The following is a 22141-nucleotide window of genomic DNA, read 5'->3' as shown; positions in this document are numbered from 1 at the left end:
GACAAGCGCAAGGCGCTCTGAAAAAAGTAGTGACTACAGCTCTCTCACATCCAGTAAACGAGGATGTAGAGGAAGACCCAGACCACGTCCACAAAGTGCCAGTACCAGGCTGCGCCTTCAAAGCCGAAGTGGTGCTTGTCGGTGAAGTCGCCCTTCATCAGGCGAATAGTGATGAAGAACAGCATCAGCATGCCCACCAGAACGTGGAAGCCGTGAAAGCCAGTCAGCATGTAGAAGGTGGAGCCGAACACGCCCGAGTTGAGCTTGAGGTTGTAGTCGTTGTAGAGGTGGTGGTATTCGTAGCCCTGCACGAACAGGAAGATGCAACCCAGAATCACCGTCATCCACATGAAGCTGATGCAGCGCGCGCGGTTGTTGACCTGCAGCGCATGGTGGGCGATGGTCAGTGTCACACCGGATGTCAGCAGCAGTGCGGTGTTGATGGTGGGCAGCCAGAACGGGCCCACGGTCTTGAAGGGCTCAACAATATTGCCGGGCGATGCGGTAGCACCCGCTGCAACACTGGGCCACACGGCCTGAAAGTTGGGCCACAGCAGCTCGTTCGCCAGGCTGCCCAGTGCAGGCACAGAATGCGCGCGCGCCCACCACAGGGCTGTGAAGAAAGCGCCGAAGAACATCACCTCCGAGAAGATGAACCAGCTCATGCTCCAGCGGTAAGACAGATCAATCTTGCGACTGTAGAGCCCGGCTTCGCTTTCACGCGCTGCATCGCGGAACCAGACAAACAGTATCGACAGCCACCAGATCAGGCCAAAGTACAGGGAATACATTCCCCATTCGTGGCCGTTGATCCAGGTGCCCGCACCGAGAATCATGAAAAACAGACCGATGGCCGCCATCACGGGATGGCTGGATTCGGCTGGCACATAGTAGTAAGGGGTCGCGCCCTTATGGGTTGCACTCATCACTCGGCTCCTGACGCTGTTGATCGTTGTTTTTACCGACGCTCCACTATCACTTGCACTTCGCCGCACCCGTCTCAGCCTAGGCTAAACGACCAGGTTGACGATCCATATCAACGCTAATACCAAGATCACAATCGCCACCAGTCCCACGCCAATGACGTGCAGCGGCGTGATGCTGGCGAAGTCTTTCTCGTATTCCTTGCCCTTGCGCACACCCAGCATGGCCCACGCCACGGCGACGATGCTTCGCCAGAAGTTGGACTTTTTGCCGTCCTGCGTCATAAATGACTCCCCGGCGCAGCCACGGCAGCCGTGCTGTCAGCAGGAGTGACAGGCGCTGGCGGGGTCTTGCCGCCCACTTCAAAAAACGTGTACGACAGGGTGATGGTCTTCACATCTTTAGAAATGCGCGGATCAATCACAAAAGCCACCGGCCATTCGCGTTTTTCGCCGGGCTCCAGCGTGTATTGCGAGAAGCAGAAACACTCCATCTTGTTGAAGTAGGCTGTGGCCTGACGCGGTGCATAACTGGGAATGGCCTGCGCGGCCATGCGGCGGTTTTGCACGTTCTGAAATTCATACATCACCGTCGCCAGCTCGCCGGGGTGAACCTGTACCGAGCGCTTGGCGGGCTTGAAATCCCAGGGGCCGCGCGCATTGGCATCAAACTCTACGGTGATGGTGCGGGTGGTGTCGATCTGGCTATTGCTGGGCAGCTTCACATCGCGCCCGGCCACGCCGGCACCGGGCACCTGCTTTTCGGACAGCGACAAGATGTTGATGCCCGTCAGCTCGCAGATGTGCTTGTAGATGGGGATGAGCACGTAGCCAAACGCAAACATGCCCAGCGCAACAATCGCCAGCTTGCCCACCATCTTCGCGTTTTCCTTGGCTACGCTCACATCACCCTCCTTGCATTCACTGCATCAACCGGCTGCCTCAGTGCAACCAGGCCATCTTCACGACAAAGCCGATAAAGAACACGGCGGCTGTAGAGGCCAGAATCAGCCCCAGTTTCAGATTCGCTTTGCGTTGCTCTTGCATTCTGGTTTGTGTTGTCATCTCAACGCTCCTGTTCAGCCGATCACCTTGGTGGCGGTTTCATCGAGCTTGGGTGGGTTCTCAAAGGTGTGGAACGGTGCGGGCGAAGGCACTTCCCACTCCAGACCTTCTGCGGCTTCCCAAGGCTTTTGCGGTGCTTTTTCACCACGGCCGCGCATGGCAGGCCACACCACGAAGACAAAGAAGTAAACCTGCATCAGACCAAAACCGAAGCCGCCAATGGAGGCAATCATGTTGAAGTCGGCAAACTGCATGGGGTAGTCGGCATAGCGACGAGGCATGCCGGCCAGACCCAGGAAGTGCATGGGGAAGAAAGTGATGTTGAAGAAAATCAGCGAGCCCCAGAAGTGGATGCGGCCACGCGTTTCGGAGTACATCACGCCCGTCCATTTAGGCGACCAGTAGTAGTAGCCAGCAAACATGGAGAACAGCGAACCGGCCACCAGCACGTAGTGGAAGTGCGCCACCACGTAGTAGGTGTCCTGCAGCTGAATATCGATGGGAGCCATGGACAGAATCAGTCCGGTAAAGCCGCCCATGGTGAATACGAAGATGAAGCCCACAGCGAACAGCATGGGAGTCTCAAACGTCATGGAGCCGCGCCACATGGTGGCTGTCCAGTTGAACACCTTCACCGCCGTAGGCACGGAGATCAGCATGGTCGCGTACATGAAGAACAGCTGACCCGTAACCGGCATGCCGGTGGTGAACATGTGGTGCGCCCACACGATGAAAGACAGAATGGCAATGGCCGCCACGGCATAGACCATGGAGGTGTAGCCAAACAGCTTTTTGCGGCTGAAGGCGGGCACGATCTGGCTGACGATGCCGAAGGCCGGCAAGATCATGATGTAGACCTCGGGGTGACCGAAGAACCAGAAGATGTGCTGGTACATCACCGGGTCGCCGCCGCCTGCGGGATTGAAGAAGCTGGTGCCGAAATGGCGGTCAGTCAGCGTCATGGTGATGGCGCCTGCCAGCACGGGCATCACGGCAATCAGCAGATAGGCCGTGATCAGCCAGGTCCAGGAAAACAGCGGCATCTTCATCAGCGTCATGCCGGGTGCGCGCATGTTCAGAATGGTCACGATGATGTTGATCGCGCCCATGATGGAGCTGGCACCCATGACGTGCATCGCAAAGATGCTGGTGTCCATCGAGGGGCCCATTTGCAGCGTCAGCGGCGCGTACAGCGTCCAGCCTGCCGCAGGGGCACCGCCGGGCATGAAGAACGATCCCACCAGCATGATGCCCGCAGGAATCAGCAGCCAGAAGCTGAAGTTGTTCATCCGAGCAAAAGCCATGTCGGATGCGCCAATCTGCAGCGGCAGCATCCAGTTAGCGAAGCCCACAAAGGCCGGCATGATGGCACCGAACACCATGATCAGGCCATGCATGGTGGTGAGCTGATTGAACAGCTCTGGGTTGACGATCTGCAGGCCGGGCTCAAACAGCTCGGCGCGAATCAGCATGGCCAGCACGCCCCCCACCATCAGCATGGTGAAGGAGAACAGCAGGTACATCGTGCCGATGTCTTTGTGATTGGTCGCAAACAGCCAGCGACGCCAACCCGTGGGCGTAGCGTGATGGTGGTCGTCATGCCCATGGTCATCGTGACCATGGCCCTCATGGGTGTGGACGGGAGGAACTACGGCGCTCATATTCTTTTCTCCAATCTGTCTCTATACCCGGGGCTTACTGGGCGGCCGTGATGTCAACACGGCGTGCCTGCTGGTCAGTTCCCGCTGCGGCCGTGATGGTCTCAGGCTTGCGCATCTCGATGCGGTCGGTGGCAATGCCGCTCTCGGTCAGCAGTTTGGAGACGGCCTTGGCTCGCTCCTTGGCCAGCTCGGCATTCTTTTCAGCGTTACCGGTGGAGTCCACAAAGCCGGACAGTGCAATCTTGCCGTCCTTGTGTGCCGACCAGTACTCGGCGGCTTTCTTCACAGCAGCCTGAGCCTTGTCGTCCAGCGTGCTCTTACCGGATTCAAAAAAGACCTGGTAAGGACCGGACTCGCTGGCCGCTGCGGGGGCACTTTCTGCCGGAGCAGGTGCAGGTGCAGGTGCAGCAGGTTCGGCCGCTGGTGCTGCAGGGGCGGCAGCGCCACCTTCAGGGAACTTGCCGCCACGTGCCGCCACAAACTGCGCGGGCTGCACCAGCTGGCCGGTCTTGTTACTCCAGTGGTTCTTGGCAAAGGTCACCACGGCAGCCAAATCGGTGTCGCTCAGCTGCTTCCAGGCTGGCATGGCACCGTTCGCACGGCCTTCTAGCACAGCATGCATCATGTCGCCCGTGGGGCCCAACACCACCGGGCTGCCATCCAGCGCCTTGATGGGTCCTGCACCCTTGCCGTTGGGCTGGTGGCAGGCTGCGCAGTTAGCGGCATAGACCTTCTCGCCTCGCGTCACCAGATCAGCCAGAGCCCAGACCTTGTTCGGGTCATCGGCCTTGGCGGCCAGCTTTTTCATCTCACCAGCCACCCATGCGGTGTAGTTCTCGGCAGAGAGCACCTTCACATGAATGGGCATGTACGCATGCTCTTTGCCGCACAGCTCGGCGCATTGACCGTAGTAGTCCCCGATCTTCTCGGCCTTGAACCAGGTGTCACGCACAAAGCCGGGAATCGCATCCTGCTTGATACCGAAGGCCGGCACCATGAAGGAGTGAATCACGTCATTGGCGGTTGTGATGATGCGCACCTTCTTGTTAACGGGCACCACCAGCGGGTTGTCAACCTTGAGCAGGTAGTCGCTGGGCGCATTGCTCACATCGCCGCTATTGGACATCTGGCGGTGAGCCGTATCCAGCGTGGAGATAAAGGCCAGGCCCTCGCCTTCGCCGTTGAGGTAGTCATAACCCCATTTCCACTGGTAGCCCGTAGCCTTGATCGTGAGGTCGGCGTTGGTCGTATCTTTTTGTGCCACCAGCACCTTGGTCGCAGGCAGTGCAATCAAGATGACGATGATGAAGGGGGCCACCGTCCAGGCGATTTCTACCTTGACGGATTCATGAAAATTCGCAGCCTTGGCACCCTGGGATTTGCGATGCTTCCAGATGGAATAGAACATCACCCCGAATACGCCGAGGAAGATCACCGTGCAGATGATGAGCATCATCCAGTGCAGCCAGTGCTGCTCCACGGCAATGCGCGTCACAGGCGGATGCAGGTTGAGCTGGTTGACGGCAGGGCCTCCCGGCAAATCCTGCGCGGCGTAAGCCATGGAACTACCCCACGCTGCCAAGGCCAAACTCCAGGGAACCAGCTTGGTGGAAATGTTTTTCATCGTTTTCACTTACCTCTAAGCCTTAGTTTGTCCACTCGCTCAGACTGCTTGCGCGCCGCTTGCGCCAGAAGGCTGTGCACTCACACTACCCTTGCGAACTACACCGCAGCATGCCCCAAAATTTGATAGCACTGTCTGCGCGCATTCACTAATGCATGTACCGGGAACCCATGCCAATCAGCCATGCCTTGGCAGCACTGATCGACCTCGAAACCAACAACGACAAGCGCATGCGCGGCAAACACCGGGCATGGCTAAAACAGGCATCGCAGCCGCAACAGAGGTAGAGAGATGAGGACGCGCATGTACTGCGGCGACAGCCGTGCACATGAATGCGTCAGCGCAGCGCGAGGCTGGCTTTTGGTGATGATGAACTGCGTGAGCTGGCCGCTCAGAAACCCGCTGGCCAGTCCCCTTGGCAAAGCGAAACACCCGAATCTCCCCCGGCGACTCAAGCCGCACTGTCTTGTCTCTTTCAGGCAGGAGAGATGCCCGAAAGATGGCTGCTATCTATGAAATAACTTGGGGAAATTGTAGGGAGCTTTGCGCCAAATCAATGACCGGAAAACGACACTTGAACTATCGCAAACCCGTGTTGCGCGGCTGCTTGAGCATGGCCTTCATGTCTTCCAACGAGACAGCACTATTGGCTTCAAGGCGCACCTTGGGCTGAGGCTTGTAGGCGTGGCCATAGACGATTTCAAAGGTCAGTGACAGTTGGCCATCGGCCTGCTTGTCGGGCCAGAGCTCGGCCATTTTCTGCAGCAGATCGGCCTTCCAGCGCTTGCCGCGCAGACCCGCAAAACGGGCTGGGTGAAAATTGCGCCCCAGCTCGCGCAGCTCTTGCAGCAAACGCTCTGGCGTGGCAAAGGTCAGCGTGATGCGCTCCATGTCCATCACCGGCTCGGCAAAGCCAGAATGCACCAGCATGTCGCCCCAGTCATGCATGTCGGTAAAAGTGTGACCTGCAGGGCCCAGACCCAGCTGGGCATACAGGCGGTGCAGCTGCTGCACGGTGTCTGGGCCCAGACCCGAGAACATCACATAGCCATCCACCTTGAGCGCTTTGTGCCAGCGCTCAATCAGCGTCTGTGGGTCAGCCGCGTTATGCAGCAGCATATTGGCCCAGAGCATGTCCAGGCTGCCGTCCGCAGGCTCGCCCACCTGCGCGGCAGCGCCCTTCCAGCGAGCCAACTGCCACCAGCGGCTGGTCAGTTTCTCCTGCGCAATGGCCTGGCGCTGGGTCACGGGCTCGTAAATCGTGCATTCAGCCTGCGGATAGCGCTCGCGCAGCAGATTGTGCGATGCCATGCCCCCGCGCACCGGCTCCCAGTGACACCATTGCTCGGGCGGCTTCACAATCCAGTCCAGCCGCTGCTGCATGCGGCTGGCCACCTCCTCATGCAACCAAGGCGATTCAGCCGGAGCGGCCGTATGCCAATGGTTAGCAGCTACAGAATCAATAGTGGGAGGAAGAGCGTGAGACATGGGCAAACAAGGCGGGCAAGAGGCTGAGGGAGCGAGCCGCTCACCCCCTGCCTGAAAGAGAATCAATGCGGCGCGAGTATATTGATTCCATGCCCGACCTTCATGCGACATGGCTTTCGCAGCTTCACCAGCGTCTGCGCCTGCACTTTCGCCGTCAGCTGCAAAACTGGCTGAACGCCTTGCCCAGCCAGTGCGCCGTCTGCGGCCGCTGGCCGGGGCCACGCATCTGCCATGACTGCCGTGCGCGCTGGGTTAGCCGCTTTCATCGCTGCCAGACCTGCGCCATACCGCTGCCGGCACTGGTCTGCACCTGCGGTGCCTGCCTCCTGCAGCCACCCAAGCTCCAGCGCTGCACTGCCGCACTGAGCTACGCCTACCCTTGGCAAGACCTCATCACCCGCTACAAGTTTCAGGCCGATCTGGGGCTGGCCCGCAGTCTGGGCCGCCTGCTGGCCAGCCACCCTGAAGTCAAGGAGCAACTGCTGGCCTGTGATGTGCTGCTACCCGTCCCCACAACCAGCCAGCGCATACGCGAGCGCGGCTTTGACCACAGCTTGCTGCTGGCACGCGCGCTGGCAAGGCAATCGGGCATCAAGCGCCCCGTACTCACGCAGGTGGTGCAGCGCAAACACCTGGAGCTTGCCCAGCATTCATCGACACGCGAGCAGCGCCTGCGCCAGCTGCGCGGTGTTTTCAGCCTTGCACCGGCGCAGACGAAGCAGGTTGCGGGCCGCCACATTCTGCTGATTGACGATGTGATGACCACGGGCGCCACGCTGGACGCTCTGGCCAGTTGCCTGCTGACGGCGGGGGCCGCCTCCGTCTGCGCCGTGGTACTGGCCCGCACGGCTTGATCCATATTCGCCAGATCCAAAAACTGCCTGGGCTGGCAGCACGGGTAAAGGCCCGCCTGCACAATAGCGCCCCATGTTTCATATCGTTCTTGTGGCGCCCGAGATCCCACCCAATACAGGCAACGTCATCCGCCTGGCTGCCAATACGGGCTGCAGCCTGCATTTGATTGAGCCGCTGGGCTTTTCCATGGAAGACCGCCACATGCGCCGTGCCGGTCTGGACTACCACGAGTACGCCAACGTGGCCCGCCACGCCAACTGGGAGGCTTTCATCGAAACCTGCCAGCCCCAGCGCGACCGCATGTTTGCCATGACCACGCACAGCAGTAGCCCAGCTCATGCTATTCATTTCAAAGCAGGCGACTGGCTGGTCTTTGGCTCTGAAAGCAAAGGCCTGCCTGCCGACGTGCGCGCCCAGTTCCCCAATGAGCAGCGCCTGCGCCTGCCCATGCTGGCATCACAGCGCAGCCTGAACCTGTCCAACGCCGTAGCGGTGACAGTATTTGAGGCCTGGCGCCAGCAAGGCTTTGACGGTGCGGCGATGGCCGAGCCTGTGCCCGCCCCCTGATTAACGACCACACCCAAAACAAAAGCCCCAGGCGCAATGCCGTGGGGCTTTTTTGTTGATAAGAGCAATCAGGCCGCTGCGCCAAAACTGCGCGCCAGCGATTCGGCGACACACACGGGCTTGTCGCCGCCTTCGCGCTCTACTGTTACCTGCCAGGTCATCTGTATGCCGCCGGGCTCGATTCGCTCTGCGGCCTGCAGCGTCATGCGGGCACGCAAGCGGCTGTTGACCGGCACGGGGGCCATGAAGCGCACACGGTTCAAACCGTAGTTCACACCCATCTTGGAGCCTTCAATCTCAAACGTGCCGTCAAAAAACTGTGGCAGCAGAGACAGGGTCAGAAAGCCATGGGCAATCGGTACGCCAAACGGACCCTTGGCAGCGCGCTCCGGGTCGGTGTGAATCCATTGTTGATCGCCCGTGGCATCGGCAAACATTTGAATCTGTGCCTGGCTAATGGTGATCCAGTCGCTGACGGCGACTTCCTGCCCAATACAGGCCAGCACTTCGGAGTAGGAGCGAAAGGTTTTCATGCCCTCAATGTAGAAGCCCCCTGCCCTGCGTCATGTCTGACGCGGGACAAGGGGCTTACCCTGAATTCAAAGAAAAATACGCCTCAAGCCTAATTTAATAAAGCGCAGGCAGCTATGGTTTTAAAAGCAGATCAAGCTTCGGTACCGCGCTGTACAAAGAAAAGACCAGCACCCACCGCCATCAGCAAGCCGCCAAAGATACGGTTCTGATTGCGCATGGCCCGCGCACTGCGCATCAGCCCGCGCAAGGCGCTGGCACCAGCTGCGTAGCTGTGCATGACCGTGGTGTCCACCGCCAGCATGGTCACAGCCAGAATGGCCAACTGCGGCGCCAGCGGGCGGCTGGTAGTCATGAACTGGGGCAGCACGGCCACCATGAAGATAATGCCCTTGGGGTTGGTGGCATTGGTCAAGAAACCGGTCAGTACCCGCTTTTTGAGACTGACTTCAGGCATGGCCTCTTGCGTGGCCAGCGGCGATCCGCCCGAGCGCCACTGGCTGATGCCCAGATAAATCAGATAGCAAGCCCCCACAATCTTCACAGCGTTGAACGCCCATTCAGACGCCATGAGCAGTGAACCCACGCCTGCCCCAGCTATCAACAAAATGAGCAACAAACCCAGCTGCAGCCCCATGATGGTGGCGCTGGTCTTGCGCACGCCATAGGACAGGCCATGGCTCATAGACAGCACCGCCCCCGACCCCGGCGACACCGCAATGATCCAGGAAGCCACAAAAAACGCGAACCATGTGTGCAAGTCCATACCAGTCCCAAATACCCAGTCACAAAACCGCTATCTTAAAAGTTGCGCCATCAACTTGCAGACGCGCAGTTGACCTGACGATATAAGCAGCAGGTAGCGATTCATTCCACTTTTCGTCCGGCCAAAAGCAGACACCTGATCCCGGGTGCCAAAATGGAATCCATCTAGGGTAAACACCAAATAACACTCCCCCATGGAACACGGCTCCCCCATCTGGCTGACTTACGGCTTCATCTACCTTACGGCGGCAGTGCTCGCCGTCCCTATAGCCAGAGCACTGGGGCTAGGCTCCATCATTGGCTACCTTGGCGCGGGCATTGCCATGGGCCCCTGGGGCTTTGGGCTGGTGAGCAATGTCGACGACATCCTGCACTTTGCCGAGTTTGGCGTGGTGCTCATGCTGTTTGTGATCGGCCTTGAGCTGCAGCCCAAGCGACTGTGGGAGCTACGGCGGCCCATTTTTGGCTGGGGCATGGCGCAGATGGTGGTCTGCACCGGCATTCTGTTTCTGGCAGCCTGGGGCTTTGGCTTTACGTGGCGTGTCAGCCTGATTGCAGGCATGGGCCTGGCCCTGTCATCCACCGCCGTCTGCCTGCAGGTAATGGCCGAGCGCAACCTCATGCGCACCCCCAGCGGGCAAGCGGCCTTCTCCATCCTGCTGTTTCAGGATGTGGCTGCCATCCCCATTCTGGCGCTGATTCCCATTCTGGGCGCCTACAAGGCGGCCAACGCCACGCACACTGACAGCCATCTCTGGCTGACCATCTTCAAGACCGTGGGCACGATTGCCGCCGTCATCATTGGCGGCCGCCTGCTGCTGCAACCCCTGCTGCGATGGATTGCGCGCAGCAAGACGCCCGAGATTTTTACCGCCACCTCGCTACTTCTGGTCGTAGGCATTGCCATGCTGATGACGCAAGTGGGCCTGTCCATGGCGCTGGGCGCATTTCTCGCCGGTGTACTGCTGGCCGACAGCGAATATCGCAGCGAGCTGGAAACCAATATCGAACCCTTCAAGGGTCTGCTGCTGGGCCTGTTCTTCATGGCCGTGGGCATGAGCATTGACTTTGGCGTCATCCTTCAGTCGCCCTGGGCCATGGCCGCCATGGTGACGGGCTTCATCACCCTCAAAGCGCTGATGATTTTTGGTCTGGCGCGCTTCATGCAAATCCCCTGGCGCGAGCGCCCTGTCTTTACGCTGATGCTGGCACAAGGGGGAGAGTTTGCCTTTGTGGTGTTCCAGACTGCTGCCCAGTACAAGGTGTTTCACCACAACGTCTCATCCATGCTGGTTGCGGCCGTGGCCCTGTCCATGCTGCTGGGCCCGCTGCTACTGGTCGCGCTGGACAAGTTGCTGCTGCGCCGCTTCTCCACCATCAAGGACGACAACGCTGAATCCAGCAAAGCAAAGGAAATCTCAGAGCAGCAAGAAGCGCCCATCATCATTGCTGGCTTTGGCCGCTACGGTCAGATCGTCGCCCGCGTGCTGCTGGCGCAAGGCATACGCCCCACCATCCTCGACCACAACGTGGAAATACTGGAGGCCGCAAAAATCTACGGCCATGGCGTCTTTTATGGCGATGCCACGCGCATGGACCTGCTGCGCATTGCTGGCGCCGCCAAGGCCCGCGTGCTGGTGATTGCGGTTGATTCAACCGAGCAATCCATCAAAATTGCCAGCCAAGTGCGCAAGCATTTCCCCAACCTGCAAATTGTGGCCCGCAGCCGCGATCTGAACCACTGGTTCCGCCTGCGCGACTTGGGCGTGGAGCACGCCCAGCGTGAAGTGTTTGAATCCAGCCTTGTGTCTGCCCAGTCGGTGCTGGAGCTGATCGGCCAGAGCCCGGCAAATGCCCGGCACATGACCGATCGCTTCAGAGAACACAATCTGGCCCTGGCCGAGCGCATGTACCCGCACTACAAGGACAAGAACAAGCTGATCGCCGTCTCCAAACAAGGCCGCCAGCAACTGGTGGAGCAAATGGCCAAAGAGCGTGCCGACCTGCTGGAGAACGGCACAGAAATGCCTGATGGGTCCGATGCACCTGATACACCCGCCGCCAGCGAGCAAAACCACAGCCCAGCTGACTCAAAGCAGCCGTGATACGCTGCGCGCCATCATGTTCAACCCCAGTCAAGCCGACGTACGGCGATTTTTTTGCGGTGTGCGCGCCAAGATGATCAGCGGCGGGCCCATGGAGGCCATCGAGACGCTGGCCAGCCTGTGGATCGCCGAACACCCCGAGTATTTTGACGAGCTCTCGGACGTAGATGCAGCCCTTGCGCGCAACTATGACGCCGAGACCGAACGCACCAACCCGTTCCTGCACCTGTCCATGCACCTGTCCATCAGCGAGCAGTGCAGCGTGGACTCTCCGCGTGGCATTCGCCAGGCCGTAGAGCTGCTGACCCGCAAGCGTGATCTGCATGACGCGCACCATGCCGCCATGGAGTGTCTGGGCCAGATGCTCTGGGAAAGCCAGCGCTCGGGTCGCGCGCCGGATGGCGAAGCCTATGTCGCTGGCGTACAGCGCCTGGCAACCACTGACGGCAGCTTCAAAAGCGCCAGTTAAGCAGTCACCGCTTTCACCAAAAACAAAAGCCCGTTTTCACGGGCTTTTTCTTTGCAAAGGCGCAAATTACTTCTGACCCATACGAAAGTGCGGCTGTGCCACCACTTGCATCTCGCTGTCCAGACTGCCGATGTATTTGGCCAGTTGCTGCAGCTCGTCGTTCTTGAACTGCTTGGCAATGCCTGCCATCACGCCATTGCTGCGACCGATGAGCGGGTTGTTCTCGGTCTTGTATGACTGCAGGGCGCGGAAGACATAGTCCGAATACTGGCCCGCCACCTTCGGGTAGCTGGGGTCAATCGGTTTAGCAAAGCCATCGCCATGGCAGGAGAAGCAGGCACCCTTTTGCAGCAGCGCGGTGACTGCGGCATTGGCTTCCTTAGCCTTGCCTTCCTTGGCCTTGCCGTGACCGGCATAGAAAGCGGCAACATCGGCAATATCCTGATCGCTCAGAGGATCCGCAATGCCGCGCATGGTGGGGTGCTTGCGTTCGCCTTTTTTGTAGGCGTTCAGGGCCGAGACGATATAGGCCTCGTTCTGCCCGCCAATCATGGGCACCTTGTACACCTCAGGGAAACTGGCCTGATAGCCGGTGATACCGTGACAGCCGATGCACATGGCGATCTTGCCTTCGCCTGCTTTCGCGTTGCCCTTGACGGCCTGGGCATGTGCCACGCCGGTCACTGAGGCGACAACTACGGCCATTACCGTGGTCCAAGTTTTTATCATTTTTCGCGCACAATCCTTCAAGAGTTCAGACGGGTGCTCAAAAGCCTTGCTGCAGTGCAAACGATTATGGCAGTGAGAATTTGGCACGCTTATCAATACTTACGCTGATACCGCCCATGAAGTTTCAAGGTTCCGACAAATACGTTGCCACGCAAGATTTGATGCTGGCCGTCAACGCTGCTGCCACCCTGCAGCGCCCGCTCCTCATCAAGGGCGAGCCTGGCACTGGCAAGACCATGCTGGCCGAAGAAGTGGCCGAGGCACTGAAGATGCCGCTGCTGCAGTGGCACATCAAGTCCACCACCAAGGCCCAGCAAGGCCTGTATGAATACGACGCGGTAAGCCGTCTGCGCGACAGCCAGCTGGCTGACATCGAAGGCAGCGAACGCGTCAAAAACATCCACAACTACATCATCAAGGGCGTGCTCTGGCAAGCCTTTACGGCCAATGAGCCGGTAGTGCTGCTGATCGACGAAATCGACAAGGCCGACATCGAGTTCCCTAACGACTTGCTGCGCGAAATCGATCGCATGGAGTTCTACTGCTACGAAACGCGTGAGATGATTCGCGCCAAGCACAGGCCCCTGGTGTTCATCACCTCGAACAACGAAAAAGAGCTGCCCGACGCCTTCTTGCGCCGCTGCTTTTTCCACTACATCAAGTTCCCTGATGCGGACACCATGCGCCAGATCGTGGCCGTGCACTTCCCCAAGCTTCAGGGCGAATTGCTGAGCGCCGCCATGAAGGTCTTTTATGACGTGCGCAATCTGCCAGGGCTGAAGAAAAAGCCCTCTACATCTGAGCTGATCGACTGGCTCAAGCTGCTGGTGGCCGAGGAGATTCCCGCTTCCGCTTTGCAGGCAGAAGACGGTAAGGTGAGCGTGCCGCCCATGGTCGGCGCGCTGCTGAAGAACGAACAGGACATGAGCCTGTTCGAGAAGCTGGTCTTCATGAACCAGCGCAACCGTTAAACCATAAAAATAGCCCAAGGAGACAGACCATGAGCAACGCCCAACAACTGCTAATGGAAGGCTGCTCTGATGCCGTCGGCTTTGTCGGCGGCGCCCTTCTGGGCTGGGGCGTTGCACATGTGCTGGGCCTTGATCTGTTTGCCCAGGGCTACGGTGCCGGCAGCATTGCAGCCATTGCACTGGTGGGTCTGGGTGGCGGGCTAGGCCTGAAGCTGGCCCGACTCTGGCGCAAACGCAAAACCGTTTGAGTGAGTACATCATGGCCTTTGTAGAACCCGTCACCCTGCGCGACCGTGGCGTGCGGCTGGAGCCACTGGCGTTGAGTCATGAAGCCGGCCTTATCGCCGCCGCAACAGACGGCGAGCTGTGGAAGATTCGCGTCACCTCCGTGCCTGCGCCGCAAGAGGTGCGCAGCTATATCGAAACCGCCCTGCTGGGGCGCGATCAAGGCCACCGCTTTGCGTTTGCCGTGATCGACGATGCGACGGGCAAGGTACTGGGAACGACCAGTTATCACGACATCGTTCCCGCCATTCGCCGCGTGGAAATTGGCTACACCTGGTATGCCAAAAGCATGCAGCGCACCCATGTCAACACCTCGGCCAAGCTACTGCTGCTGGCCCATGCCTTCGGCACGCTAGCCTGCCATGTCGTAGGCTGGCGCACCGACAATTTCAACTTTGCCAGCCAGCGCGCTATTGAGCGGCTGGGGGCTAAAAAAGATGGCGTGATTCGCGGCCATGCGCTGCGCCGCGACGGCACGATTCGCGACACCGTGATGTACAGCATGCGCAGCGGCGAGTGGCCCGAGGTCCGTGCGCAGTTGCTCTATCTTTTAGAGCAGCATGCGCCCGCCAAATAAGCGCTGGAGCTCAATTTAATGCTGATCGATTTTTTCTACACATTGCGTGCAGCCAAGCTGCCGGTCTCGGTCAAAGAATTTCTGGCCCTGCTCGAAGCGCTGGACGCTGGCATCATCGGCCCCAAGAGCGAAGACCGCTGGAGCCTCGATGATTTCTACCACCTTGGCCGCACCATTCTGGTCAAGGACGAAAAGCATTTCGACAAATACGACCGAGCCTTTTCCGCCTATTTCAAGGGCGTCGAAATGCTGGCCGATCTGACCAAAGAGATTCCGCAAGACTGGCTGCAAAAGCTGCTGGAGCGCGAACTCAGCCCCGAGGACAAGGCCAAGATTGAAGCCATGGGTTGGGACGAGCTGATGGAGACGCTCAAGAAGCGCCTTGAAGAGCAGAAAGAGCGTCACGAAGGCGGCAACAAATGGATTGGCACGGGTGGCACCAGCCCGTTTGGCCATGGCGGCTACAACCCCGCAGGCATTCGCATTGGCGGGCCGGGCCGCAATAAGAGCGCCGTCAAAGTGTGGGAGCAGCGCGCCTACCGCGACTATGACGATACGCAGGAGCTAGGCACGCGCAACATCAAGGTGGCACTGCGCCGCCTGCGCAAGTTTGCCCGTCAAGGCAGCGAGCTGGAGCTGGACCTGCCAGACACCATTCGCGCCACGGCGGCCAATGCGGGCTACCTCGATATCAAGATGATTCCCGAGCGGCACAACAACGTCAAAGTACTGCTACTGATGGACGTCGGCGGCACCATGGACGAGCATGTGCAGAAAGTGGAAGAGCTGTTCTCCGCCGTCAAGGGCGAACTCAAGCACCTGGAGTTCTATTACTTCCACAACTGCGTCTATGACTTCATGTGGAAGAACAATCACCGCCGCTTTGCCGAGAAATTTTCAACCTGGGACATCATTCGCAAGTACAACAAAGACTACAAGCTGATCTTTGTGGGCGATGCGACCATGAGCCCTTACGAGATTCTGCAGCCCGGTGGCTCGGTCGAATACATGAACGAAGAGCCCGGTGCCGAATGGCTGCAGCGCCTGACGAACGCCTTCCCGCGCTTTGCCTGGATCAACCCCGAGCCGCAAGGCGTCTGGCAATATCGCCAGAGCATCAGCGTCATTCAGCAGCTGATGGGCGACCGTATGTACCCTTTATCACTTAAAGGGCTGGAAGACGCGATGCGCATGCTGTCAAAATAGGACGATGCTCCAGACTTTGCCCCTGAAAAAGCCGGCCCTGAAGCCGGCTTTGCTTTTGGGAGCCGCTTTGATGCTCAGCGGCTGCAGCCTACTGTCCCCCAAAGACAAAGACGCCGATGCCATGGGCATCGACACCAGCGGTCCGCCCGCTTTCACGCTGGAGGTGGATGCCCCCAAGGAAGTTCGTGCGCTCCTTGAGCAGCACCTCGAACTCAAACGCTTTCGCCACCAGCCCGATCTGCAGCGACGCGAGCTGACGCGCCTGCTGGGCTCAACCGATGCCAATGTGCGCGAGTTGATTGGAACGATGGGCTACTTCAGCCCCAGCGTGACCGTAGAGCTGACCGATACACCCGATGAAGACACGCCGCGCAAGGTTGTGGTCAAGGTTGACCCCGGCCCGCCCACGGTGATTGAAAAATCTGAAGTGCGCTTTACGGGCATCAATGCCAGCGATGAACTGGGCACCTCGCAGCGCCTGCAGATTGAAGAGAACTGGCCACTGCAAGCGGGCGAGCAGTTCTCACAATCGGCGTGGAGCAGTGCCAAGAGCGGCGGCCTCAAAGAGCTGCAAAAACGCCGCTATCCGCTGGCGCGCATAGATACCAGTCTGGCCGATGTAGATGCAGACACCAACAAGGCACAGGTCAGCGTCACCTACGACCCCGGCCCAGCCTATACCTTTGGCCCGCTGCAGATTGAAGGCGCCGAGCGCTACGACCCCATTCGCATCGCCCGCATTGGGCGCCTACCCGAAGGGCAGGAATACAACCAGCAAAGCATGCTCGATGCGCAGCAGCGTCTGGTCAGCAGCGGCTACTACGACTCGGTGTTTCTCTCGCTGGCCGACTCTCCGCTGCAGACCGATACCGAGGCGCAGCGCGACGAGCAGCGCAGAAATCAAGGCGCAGCCGTCACCTCACCTGTGATTGCCAAGGTGCGCGAGGCCAAGCTGCAGAAATGGGTGTTCGGTGTGGGTCTGAGCACCGACACCGGGCCACGCCTGTCCGTCGATCACACCTATAACAAAGTACCCGGCCTGGACTGGCGTGCCGTGAGCAAGCTGCAGATCGACAAGAAGAACCCTTTGATATCGACCCAGCTGGTAGGCCTGCCCGATGAAAACCTGTGGCGCTGGTTTGCCGGTGGCAAGCTGGAGCGTGCGCCCGCAGGCGACTTCTATACCAACAGCGCGCAAATGCGCTTTGGCCGCAGCAAGGCCGAAGACCGCATAGAGCGCAATCTCTATCTGCAATACGACTATGCCAAGACTCAGGGCGACGGTGCGCCGCCCGGCGCCTCATCGCTGCTGGCCAACTATGGCTGGACGGCTCGCTACTTCGACAACAACCTGCTGCCCACATCCGGCTTTGGACTGGCGGCAGAAGCCGGAGTCGGCACCACACTGACCCCACAGCGCTCGCCTTTTGGCCGCATCACGGGACGCTGGCTCAGCCTGATACCGATGGGCGATCGCGATGAAGAAACCCGCCGCCGCAGCCGCCTGCAGCTCAAGGTGGGCGTAGGTGCCGCGCTGGCCAAGAAAGATGTGGACCTGCCCACCACCATCATGTTTCTGACCGGTGGCGACAACACGGTGCGCGGCTATGGCTATCAGTCGATTGGCGCACGCACCGAAAACGGCCGCGTGATTGCAGGTCGCTACCTGGCCATGGGCAGTGTGGAATGGCAGCGCCCCATCACCATCAAGGGCAACACGCAAGATTTTGAACACACACTGTTCATCGATGCAGGCACCGTGGGCGATGAAATCAACAACCTCTACACGCGCGTAGGCATAGGCACTGGCATGCGCTGGAAAAGCCCGGTCGGCCCGATTCAAGCAGATATCGCCTGGGGCGCGCAGGAGCAAAAACTGCGCCTGCACCTGCGCCTTGGCTTCACGTTTTAAGCATGGCAGAACAAAACAACTCAACCCCCACCCAGGCACCCGCCGCGCCGGTGCTGCCCAAGCGCCGCCGCTGGCTGCGCGCCTTGGGCTGGACTTTTGCCGCCGCATTTCTGGCCATCGTGTTGGCCGTGGGCGGCCTGCTGTGGTGGATTGGTAAAGACGATTCTCTGAACCAGACCTTGCAACGCGTGGCAGGCTGGCTGCCCGCCAACCAGACGCTGGTAGCTAAAGAGGTTTCAGGCAGCGTCAAGAACGGCGGCCATATTGGCTGGCTGCAGTGGCAAAGCCCGACCATGAAGGTCGAAGTCAAGGACGCCAAGATCGCCTGGCAATTCAGGCCACTGATTTTGGCGCGCACACTCAAGCTCGGTGAAGTGCATATCGCCGAAGTACGCATTGCCAGCACACCTGACCCCGAGAAAAAACCCAGCGAGCCACTGCAGTCGCTGAAGCTACCCATCAAGATTGAGCTGCCGTTCAAGGTCGATCAAATCATCTGGCAAGGCCCGCCAGAAGCCGTGGTGCAAAACCTGAACGGCATTTATGAATACACCGGCAGCCACCACGATCTGCAGATTCGCAGCCTGCAGGTCGCAGATGGCAACTACCAGATGCTGGCGCGCATTCAGGGCGCTGCACCCATGCAGACCAAAATCGAGCTGCAAGGCAAGCTCCAGACCCCCAACCCATTGGAGGCTAAACAGGGTGACGCCACACCGTCGCTGATCGACGTACTGGCCAATGCACAGATTGAAGGCACGCTGGCGACTGAAGCAGCGCAACTCAAGATCACCGCGCATGCTGAGGCGGAGATACAAAAACAAGAGCTTGCAGCGCTTGATGCCAAAGCGTCTGGCGATAAAAACGCATCAAAACCAGCCAATGACAAGCGCAAGCAGCTAGAAAAATCAGAGCATAAACCGCTGGACTCCCAGCCCATGCTGGCCGATATTGAAGCCAGCATCGCTCCATGGAAATCGCAGCCACTGCTGTCTGCCAAGGCGCTACTCAAAAATCTGGACGTTGCCGCCTTCTGGCCTCAGGGCCCGCGCACGGCCTTGTCTGGCAAGCTAAGCGCTGGCCCCGGTCAGGCGCAAGTTTCCACCGACTCGGCCACGACCGTTGGTCAGCCATCTCAGTCCCATAGCGACACCCAGCAGATCTGGATGCTGAACACCGCATTCACCAACGCCCTGCCCGGCCCCTGGGACAAGCAACGCCTGCCGCTGCAACAGCTGCAGGCCAAGATCCTCTTCGACGGTAGCCAGTGGCGGGTGGATGACGGTCAGATCGATATTGGCAAAGGCCAAGTCAAGCTGACAGGCCGCTACGTGCCCATGGGCCAGATGTTTGACGGCAAGCTGCAAGTCTCGCAGCTCAACCCCGCAGACATCCTCAGCAGCCTGGAAGCCGCGCCGCTGGAAGGCTCGCTGCATGCCGAGACACTGACGCCGCCCGTCCCCGTCAACCCGGCTGATCAAGAGGCGCCTCAACCCGCCCCTGCCGTCGCCTTTTCCGTCGACCTGCATGCCGCAGGCAAGCCTGCTGGCAAGGCGCTGCGCATTCAGACGCTGGCCGCCAACGGCCAGTGGCAGGCACCGCTGCTGCAGCTGGAAAAACTGCAGCTCGAAGCGCTGCAGGCCAGCATCAACGCCAAGGCTGTGGAGTTCAACACCGAAACCCAGCAGGCCAAGGCCCAGCTCAAAGCCACAGTACCCGGCGCGCAGCTCAATCTGGATGGACACATGGGCCCTGACAGTGGCAAGGTGCAAAGCCAGTTGCAGCTGGCGTCCATGTCCAGCCTCACGCAATGGCTGCGCAAGCTGCCGGGCATCAAAGACCCGCTGGCCGGTGCGCAGCTCGATGGCTCTGCCGATCTGCAAATGGCGTTGCAAGGCGGCTGGCAAAACCTGCTTCAACGCCTGAGCGCGGCCCATGGCGCGCCCATCCCCGCCAGCGGTTTGCAAATGCAAGCCCAGCTGCGAGGCGACAAGATTCGCTATCGGCCAGCTAGCACGAAGGCCGATCAAGCCATCGTCATCCCGGCCCTGCGACTGACCCTGAACGGCAGCCCCGAAAGCGCCAAAATCGACCTGAGCGCGCAGGCACAACAGGCAGGCAAAAGCGTGCAGATCGAAACCGCCCTGCAAGCAGGTCTGACGGGCGGCAAAGGCACGGCACCGCTGGACTGGCAAGCCAGCTTTGAAAAGCTGCAAGCCCAGCTAAAACCCGGCAACGACAAACCCGGCCCGTGGGCCGTGCAGCTGCAACCCGGCGCGCCCGTGCAGATTACGCAGCGCACCAGCGGCAATACCGTGCTCAACACGGTCTACCAGTTGAGCGCAGGCAAGCTGCAAATCACGCCGCCCAAGCTGAACATGCGCCGTACCAGTTCCGAGCCATTGGCGCCCGTGCAGCTGGAGTGGAACGAGAGCTCTGTCACCCGCACCGGCAGCGGTGCGTGGGGTGTGCGCAGTGCCGGTAAGACACTGCGCATTCCGCTGGCATGGGTAGATGCCTTCAGTCTGGGCGACGATGACCCGCCGCTGGAGGCCGCAGGCCTGTCTGGCGACCTGAGCTTTAACGGCAGCTGGAATCTGGACACGCTGGGCAAAGACCTCAAGGCAGACCTGACGGTCGAGCGCGCTGCGGGCGATTTGCGGCTGGCGGTGGACGATGGCTCCAGCACCACCGTCGTTCAGACCACCGGCGCCACCGCCAACCGCGCGGGCGGCACACGCACCCGCAATATCAGCGGCGCTGGCATGCGCTCTCGTATCAAAGACATTCGCCTCACCGTGCAGGCGCAAGGCAGTCAGGTCACCGCCAAGCTGCTGTGGGACAGCGAGCGCGCAGGCACCCTCAACGCCGACCTGCGCACCCAGCTCAGCTACCAGCAAGGCGGCTGGACGCTGCCCGGCAACGCCCCTCTTTCAGGCCAGTTGCGCGCCAACATGCCAGACATGGGCATCTGGGCCTTGTTTGCCCCGCCGGGCTGGCGCATTCATGGAACACTGGCGGCTGATGCCACCATCAGCGGCAATCTGCAAGACCCGCAATGGCAAGGCAATATCAAGGCCGATGCGCTGAACATTCTGTCTCTGCTTGACGGGGTTGATCTGCGCGACGGCATTCTGCACGCCAAGCTGCAAGGCACGCGGCTGGACATTACCGAGCTGCGCTTCAAGGGCGGCAAAGGCAGCCACGCGCGCATTCTGGGCTACAGCGGCAACCTGACCAGCGCCCCTGAAGATGGCGGCCTGCTGACCGGCACCGGCTACGCCCAGTTCACACCACCGGGCAAAGACACCGAGCCTGGCCTGAGCATGAATCTGCAGGCCAAGGCCAGCAAGCTTCAGGTGTTGGTGCGCGCAGACCGGCAAGTCAGCGTCTCTGGCGACCTGCAAGCCAAGCTGGAGCAAGGCCAGTTCACGCTGCGTGGTGACCTCACTGTAGACCGGGCATCCATCATCCTGCCCGAGGAATCTGCGCCATCGCTGGACAAGGACGTAGTGGTGCGCTCTGCCGCCTCACGCAAGGCCGAGGAAGAAGAGCGCCAGCGTGCCGAGAAACAGGCCCGCAAAGAACAGGCCCGCGCCACTCCGCGCAAGGTGCCGGACATTCTCGTCAAGCTCAACATGGGCCGGGACTTTGCGCTGCAAGGTTTTGGTATCACCACGCGCCTGCTCGGACAGCTTGAGGTGCGAGGCGCCAGCTATGTGGGCGGCCCGCCCAGCGTGACCGGCGAAATCAAAACAGAGGAAGGCCGTTACCGCGCATGGGGTCAGTCGCTGAATGTGGAGACCGGCCTGATCCGCTTCAACGGCCCCTACAACAACCCATCGCTGGATATTCTGGCCCTGCGCCCCAACATCGCCGTCAAGGCCGGTGTGCAAGTGCTGGGCACAGCCAGCGCGCCCCGCGTGCTGCTGTATTCAGACCCTGACCTGCCCGATGCAGAAAAGCTCTCCTGGGTCGTCATGGGCCGCGACCCCGCTGCAGGTGGCGCCAGCAGCGCCCTGCTGCAGCAAGCCGCAATGGCCTTGCTGGCGGGTGGCAACAGCGCCAGCGGCAAGATTGCCGGTAGCCTGGGTCTGGATGAAGTCGGCTTCAAGGGCGGTGGCGACGGCAGCGATGCTGCAGGCGCTGCACTCACCCTGGGCAAGCGCATCTCGGACAAGCTCTACCTGACCTACGAGCAGAGCCTGTCGGGGGCCATGGGCATCATCTACATCTTCTACGACCTGTCCCGCAGCGTCACACTGCGCGCCCAGACCGGCATGACCAGCGCGCTGGATATCGTCTATACCGTGCGCAAGGATTGAGCATCAAAAAGGCCTGTAGCGCTTATTTGATAAGCGCTAGCAGCTATGAAAATTGACAACCAACCCAGCGCACCGCCCCTGCG

20 protein-coding genes are annotated in these 22141 nt (G+C 59.9%); 10 read left to right on the top strand and 10 right to left on the bottom strand.

Going from position 1 to position 22141, the window contains the following annotated elements; genetic code table 11:
* Positions 1 to 44: 44 nt before the first annotated feature.
* From RSF91_RS13515 to RSF91_RS13485, 7 genes are all read right to left on the bottom strand, one after another.
* Positions 45 to 926: a cytochrome c oxidase subunit 3 gene (locus tag RSF91_RS13515; protein WP_099735819.1), complete on the bottom strand. Its 882-nt coding sequence runs from the start codon at positions 924 to 926 to the stop codon at positions 45 to 47.
* 84 nt (positions 927 to 1010) lie between these two features.
* The gene (locus RSF91_RS13510) at positions 1011 to 1208 is read right to left on the bottom strand and encodes a DUF2970 domain-containing protein (RefSeq protein WP_332568905.1); all 198 of its coding nucleotides are present in this window, start codon (positions 1206 to 1208) and stop codon (positions 1011 to 1013) included.
* Positions 1205 to 1828 (bottom strand): cytochrome c oxidase assembly protein, encoded by a 624-nt coding sequence (locus tag RSF91_RS13505; protein WP_332568904.1) that lies wholly within the window; start codon positions 1826 to 1828, stop codon positions 1205 to 1207. The genes RSF91_RS13510 and RSF91_RS13505 overlap by 4 nt, the downstream gene beginning before the upstream one ends.
* Positions 1829 to 1865: 37 nt before the next feature.
* The gene (locus tag RSF91_RS13500; RefSeq protein WP_210768956.1) at positions 1866 to 1988 is read right to left on the bottom strand and encodes a cytochrome oxidase small assembly protein; all 123 of its coding nucleotides are present in this window, start codon (positions 1986 to 1988) and stop codon (positions 1866 to 1868) included.
* A gap of 14 nt (positions 1989 to 2002) precedes the next feature.
* Positions 2003 to 3649 (bottom strand): cytochrome c oxidase subunit I, encoded by a 1647-nt coding sequence (ctaD, locus tag RSF91_RS13495; protein WP_099735816.1) that lies wholly within the window; start codon positions 3647 to 3649, stop codon positions 2003 to 2005.
* Between the two features lie 34 nt (positions 3650 to 3683).
* Positions 3684 to 5273, bottom strand: coding sequence for a cytochrome c oxidase subunit II (gene coxB / locus RSF91_RS13490; protein ID WP_332568903.1), 1590 nt, complete (start codon positions 5271 to 5273; stop codon positions 3684 to 3686).
* A gap of 579 nt (positions 5274 to 5852) precedes the next feature.
* Positions 5853 to 6761 (bottom strand): class I SAM-dependent methyltransferase, encoded by a 909-nt coding sequence (locus RSF91_RS13485; RefSeq protein ID WP_332568902.1) that lies wholly within the window; start codon positions 6759 to 6761, stop codon positions 5853 to 5855.
* A gap of 89 nt (positions 6762 to 6850) precedes the next feature.
* Between RSF91_RS13485 and RSF91_RS13480 the strand changes: the two genes are divergently transcribed.
* Together RSF91_RS13480 and trmL are read left to right on the top strand one after the other, a co-directional pair.
* Entirely contained in the window at positions 6851 to 7615 is a 765-nt protein-coding gene (locus tag RSF91_RS13480; RefSeq protein WP_332568901.1) for a ComF family protein, read from the top strand.
* 73 nt (positions 7616 to 7688) lie between these two features.
* Positions 7689 to 8183: a tRNA (uridine(34)/cytosine(34)/5-carboxymethylaminomethyluridine(34)-2'-O)-methyltransferase TrmL gene (trmL, locus tag RSF91_RS13475; RefSeq protein WP_332568900.1), complete on the top strand. Its 495-nt coding sequence runs from the start codon at positions 7689 to 7691 to the stop codon at positions 8181 to 8183.
* A 68-nt stretch (positions 8184 to 8251) separates the two neighbouring features.
* Here the strand turns inward: trmL and RSF91_RS13470 are convergent, their stop codons facing one another.
* Both RSF91_RS13470 and RSF91_RS13465 read right to left on the bottom strand, forming a co-directional pair.
* Positions 8252 to 8716: a MaoC family dehydratase gene (locus tag RSF91_RS13470; RefSeq protein ID WP_332568899.1), complete on the bottom strand. Its 465-nt coding sequence runs from the start codon at positions 8714 to 8716 to the stop codon at positions 8252 to 8254.
* 131 nt (positions 8717 to 8847) lie between these two features.
* Positions 8848 to 9480, bottom strand: coding sequence for a LysE family transporter (locus tag RSF91_RS13465; protein WP_099735809.1), 633 nt, complete (start codon positions 9478 to 9480; stop codon positions 8848 to 8850).
* A 193-nt stretch (positions 9481 to 9673) separates the two neighbouring features.
* Between RSF91_RS13465 and kefC the strand changes: the two genes are divergently transcribed.
* Together kefC and RSF91_RS13455 are read left to right on the top strand one after the other, a co-directional pair.
* Complete coding sequence (gene kefC, locus RSF91_RS13460) at positions 9674 to 11584, top strand: glutathione-regulated potassium-efflux system protein KefC (protein ID WP_332568898.1); 1911 nt, start codon at positions 9674 to 9676, stop codon at positions 11582 to 11584.
* Positions 11585 to 11600: 16 nt separating this feature from the next.
* On the top strand, positions 11601 to 12053 hold the full coding sequence (locus RSF91_RS13455) for a DUF1841 family protein (RefSeq protein ID WP_099735807.1): 453 nt from the start codon (positions 11601 to 11603) through the stop codon (positions 12051 to 12053).
* A 66-nt stretch (positions 12054 to 12119) separates the two neighbouring features.
* Here the strand turns inward: RSF91_RS13455 and RSF91_RS13450 are convergent, their stop codons facing one another.
* Positions 12120 to 12782, bottom strand: a complete 663-nt coding sequence (locus tag RSF91_RS13450) for a c-type cytochrome (protein ID WP_332568897.1) — start codon at positions 12780 to 12782, stop codon at positions 12120 to 12122.
* A gap of 116 nt (positions 12783 to 12898) precedes the next feature.
* Between RSF91_RS13450 and RSF91_RS13445 the strand changes: the two genes are divergently transcribed.
* Genes RSF91_RS13445 through RSF91_RS13420 form a run of 6 tightly spaced genes read left to right on the top strand, consistent with a single transcriptional unit; the run spans position 12899 to position 22058 of the window.
* Complete coding sequence (locus RSF91_RS13445; RefSeq protein ID WP_099735805.1) at positions 12899 to 13753, top strand: AAA family ATPase; 855 nt, start codon at positions 12899 to 12901, stop codon at positions 13751 to 13753.
* Between the two features lie 29 nt (positions 13754 to 13782).
* Positions 13783 to 14001, top strand: coding sequence for a hypothetical protein (locus RSF91_RS13440; protein ID WP_099735804.1), 219 nt, complete (start codon positions 13783 to 13785; stop codon positions 13999 to 14001).
* 11 nt (positions 14002 to 14012) lie between these two features.
* The gene (locus RSF91_RS13435) at positions 14013 to 14615 is read left to right on the top strand and encodes a GNAT family N-acetyltransferase (RefSeq protein WP_332568896.1); all 603 of its coding nucleotides are present in this window, start codon (positions 14013 to 14015) and stop codon (positions 14613 to 14615) included.
* A gap of 18 nt (positions 14616 to 14633) precedes the next feature.
* Entirely contained in the window at positions 14634 to 15821 is a 1188-nt protein-coding gene (locus RSF91_RS13430) for a vWA domain-containing protein (protein ID WP_332568895.1), read from the top strand.
* Positions 15822 to 15825: 4 nt separating this feature from the next.
* On the top strand, positions 15826 to 17733 hold the full coding sequence (locus RSF91_RS13425; RefSeq protein ID WP_442878852.1) for an autotransporter assembly complex protein TamA: 1908 nt from the start codon (positions 15826 to 15828) through the stop codon (positions 17731 to 17733).
* A 2-nt stretch (positions 17734 to 17735) separates the two neighbouring features.
* Positions 17736 to 22058 (top strand): translocation/assembly module TamB domain-containing protein, encoded by a 4323-nt coding sequence (locus tag RSF91_RS13420; protein WP_332568893.1) that lies wholly within the window; start codon positions 17736 to 17738, stop codon positions 22056 to 22058.
* Positions 22059 to 22141: the final 83 nt, after the last annotated feature.

Source organism: Comamonas sp., from assembly GCF_036643215.1.
Classification (GTDB): Bacteria; Pseudomonadota; Gammaproteobacteria; order Burkholderiales; family Burkholderiaceae_C; genus Comamonas.
This window is presented reverse-complemented; position numbering and strand designations above follow the sequence as displayed.

What these genes read in the sequence shown, in the direction of transcription:
- RSF91_RS13515 (WP_099735819.1), bottom strand. Translation starts at nt 926, where the DNA reads ATGAGTGCAACCCATAAGGGCGCGACCCCTTACTACTATGTGCCAGCC.
- RSF91_RS13510 (WP_332568905.1), bottom strand. Translation starts at nt 1,208, where the DNA reads ATGACGCAGGACGGCAAAAAGTCCAACTTCTGGCGAAGCATCGTCGCC.
- RSF91_RS13500 (WP_210768956.1), bottom strand. Translation starts at nt 1,988, where the DNA reads ATGACAACACAAACCAGAATGCAAGAGCAACGCAAAGCGAATCTGAAA.
- ctaD (WP_099735816.1), bottom strand. Translation starts at nt 3,649, where the DNA reads ATGAGCGCCGTAGTTCCTCCCGTCCACACCCATGAGGGCCATGGTCAC.
- coxB (WP_332568903.1), bottom strand. Translation starts at nt 5,273, where the DNA reads ATGAAAAACATTTCCACCAAGCTGGTTCCCTGGAGTTTGGCCTTGGCA.
- RSF91_RS13485 (WP_332568902.1), bottom strand. Translation starts at nt 6,761, where the DNA reads ATGTCTCACGCTCTTCCTCCCACTATTGATTCTGTAGCTGCTAACCAT.
- RSF91_RS13480 (WP_332568901.1), top strand. Translation starts at nt 6,851, where the DNA reads ATGCCCGACCTTCATGCGACATGGCTTTCGCAGCTTCACCAGCGTCTG.
- trmL (WP_332568900.1), top strand. Translation starts at nt 7,689, where the DNA reads ATGTTTCATATCGTTCTTGTGGCGCCCGAGATCCCACCCAATACAGGC.
- RSF91_RS13470 (WP_332568899.1), bottom strand. Translation starts at nt 8,716, where the DNA reads ATGAAAACCTTTCGCTCCTACTCCGAAGTGCTGGCCTGTATTGGGCAG.
- RSF91_RS13465 (WP_099735809.1), bottom strand. Translation starts at nt 9,480, where the DNA reads ATGGACTTGCACACATGGTTCGCGTTTTTTGTGGCTTCCTGGATCATT.
- kefC (WP_332568898.1), top strand. Translation starts at nt 9,674, where the DNA reads ATGGAACACGGCTCCCCCATCTGGCTGACTTACGGCTTCATCTACCTT.
- RSF91_RS13455 (WP_099735807.1), top strand. Translation starts at nt 11,601, where the DNA reads ATGTTCAACCCCAGTCAAGCCGACGTACGGCGATTTTTTTGCGGTGTG.
- RSF91_RS13450 (WP_332568897.1), bottom strand. Translation starts at nt 12,782, where the DNA reads ATGATAAAAACTTGGACCACGGTAATGGCCGTAGTTGTCGCCTCAGTG.
- RSF91_RS13445 (WP_099735805.1), top strand. Translation starts at nt 12,899, where the DNA reads ATGAAGTTTCAAGGTTCCGACAAATACGTTGCCACGCAAGATTTGATG.
- RSF91_RS13440 (WP_099735804.1), top strand. Translation starts at nt 13,783, where the DNA reads ATGAGCAACGCCCAACAACTGCTAATGGAAGGCTGCTCTGATGCCGTC.
- RSF91_RS13435 (WP_332568896.1), top strand. Translation starts at nt 14,013, where the DNA reads ATGGCCTTTGTAGAACCCGTCACCCTGCGCGACCGTGGCGTGCGGCTG.
- RSF91_RS13430 (WP_332568895.1), top strand. Translation starts at nt 14,634, where the DNA reads ATGCTGATCGATTTTTTCTACACATTGCGTGCAGCCAAGCTGCCGGTC.
- RSF91_RS13425 (WP_442878852.1), top strand. Translation starts at nt 15,826, where the DNA reads ATGCTCCAGACTTTGCCCCTGAAAAAGCCGGCCCTGAAGCCGGCTTTG.
- RSF91_RS13420 (WP_332568893.1), top strand. Translation starts at nt 17,736, where the DNA reads ATGGCAGAACAAAACAACTCAACCCCCACCCAGGCACCCGCCGCGCCG.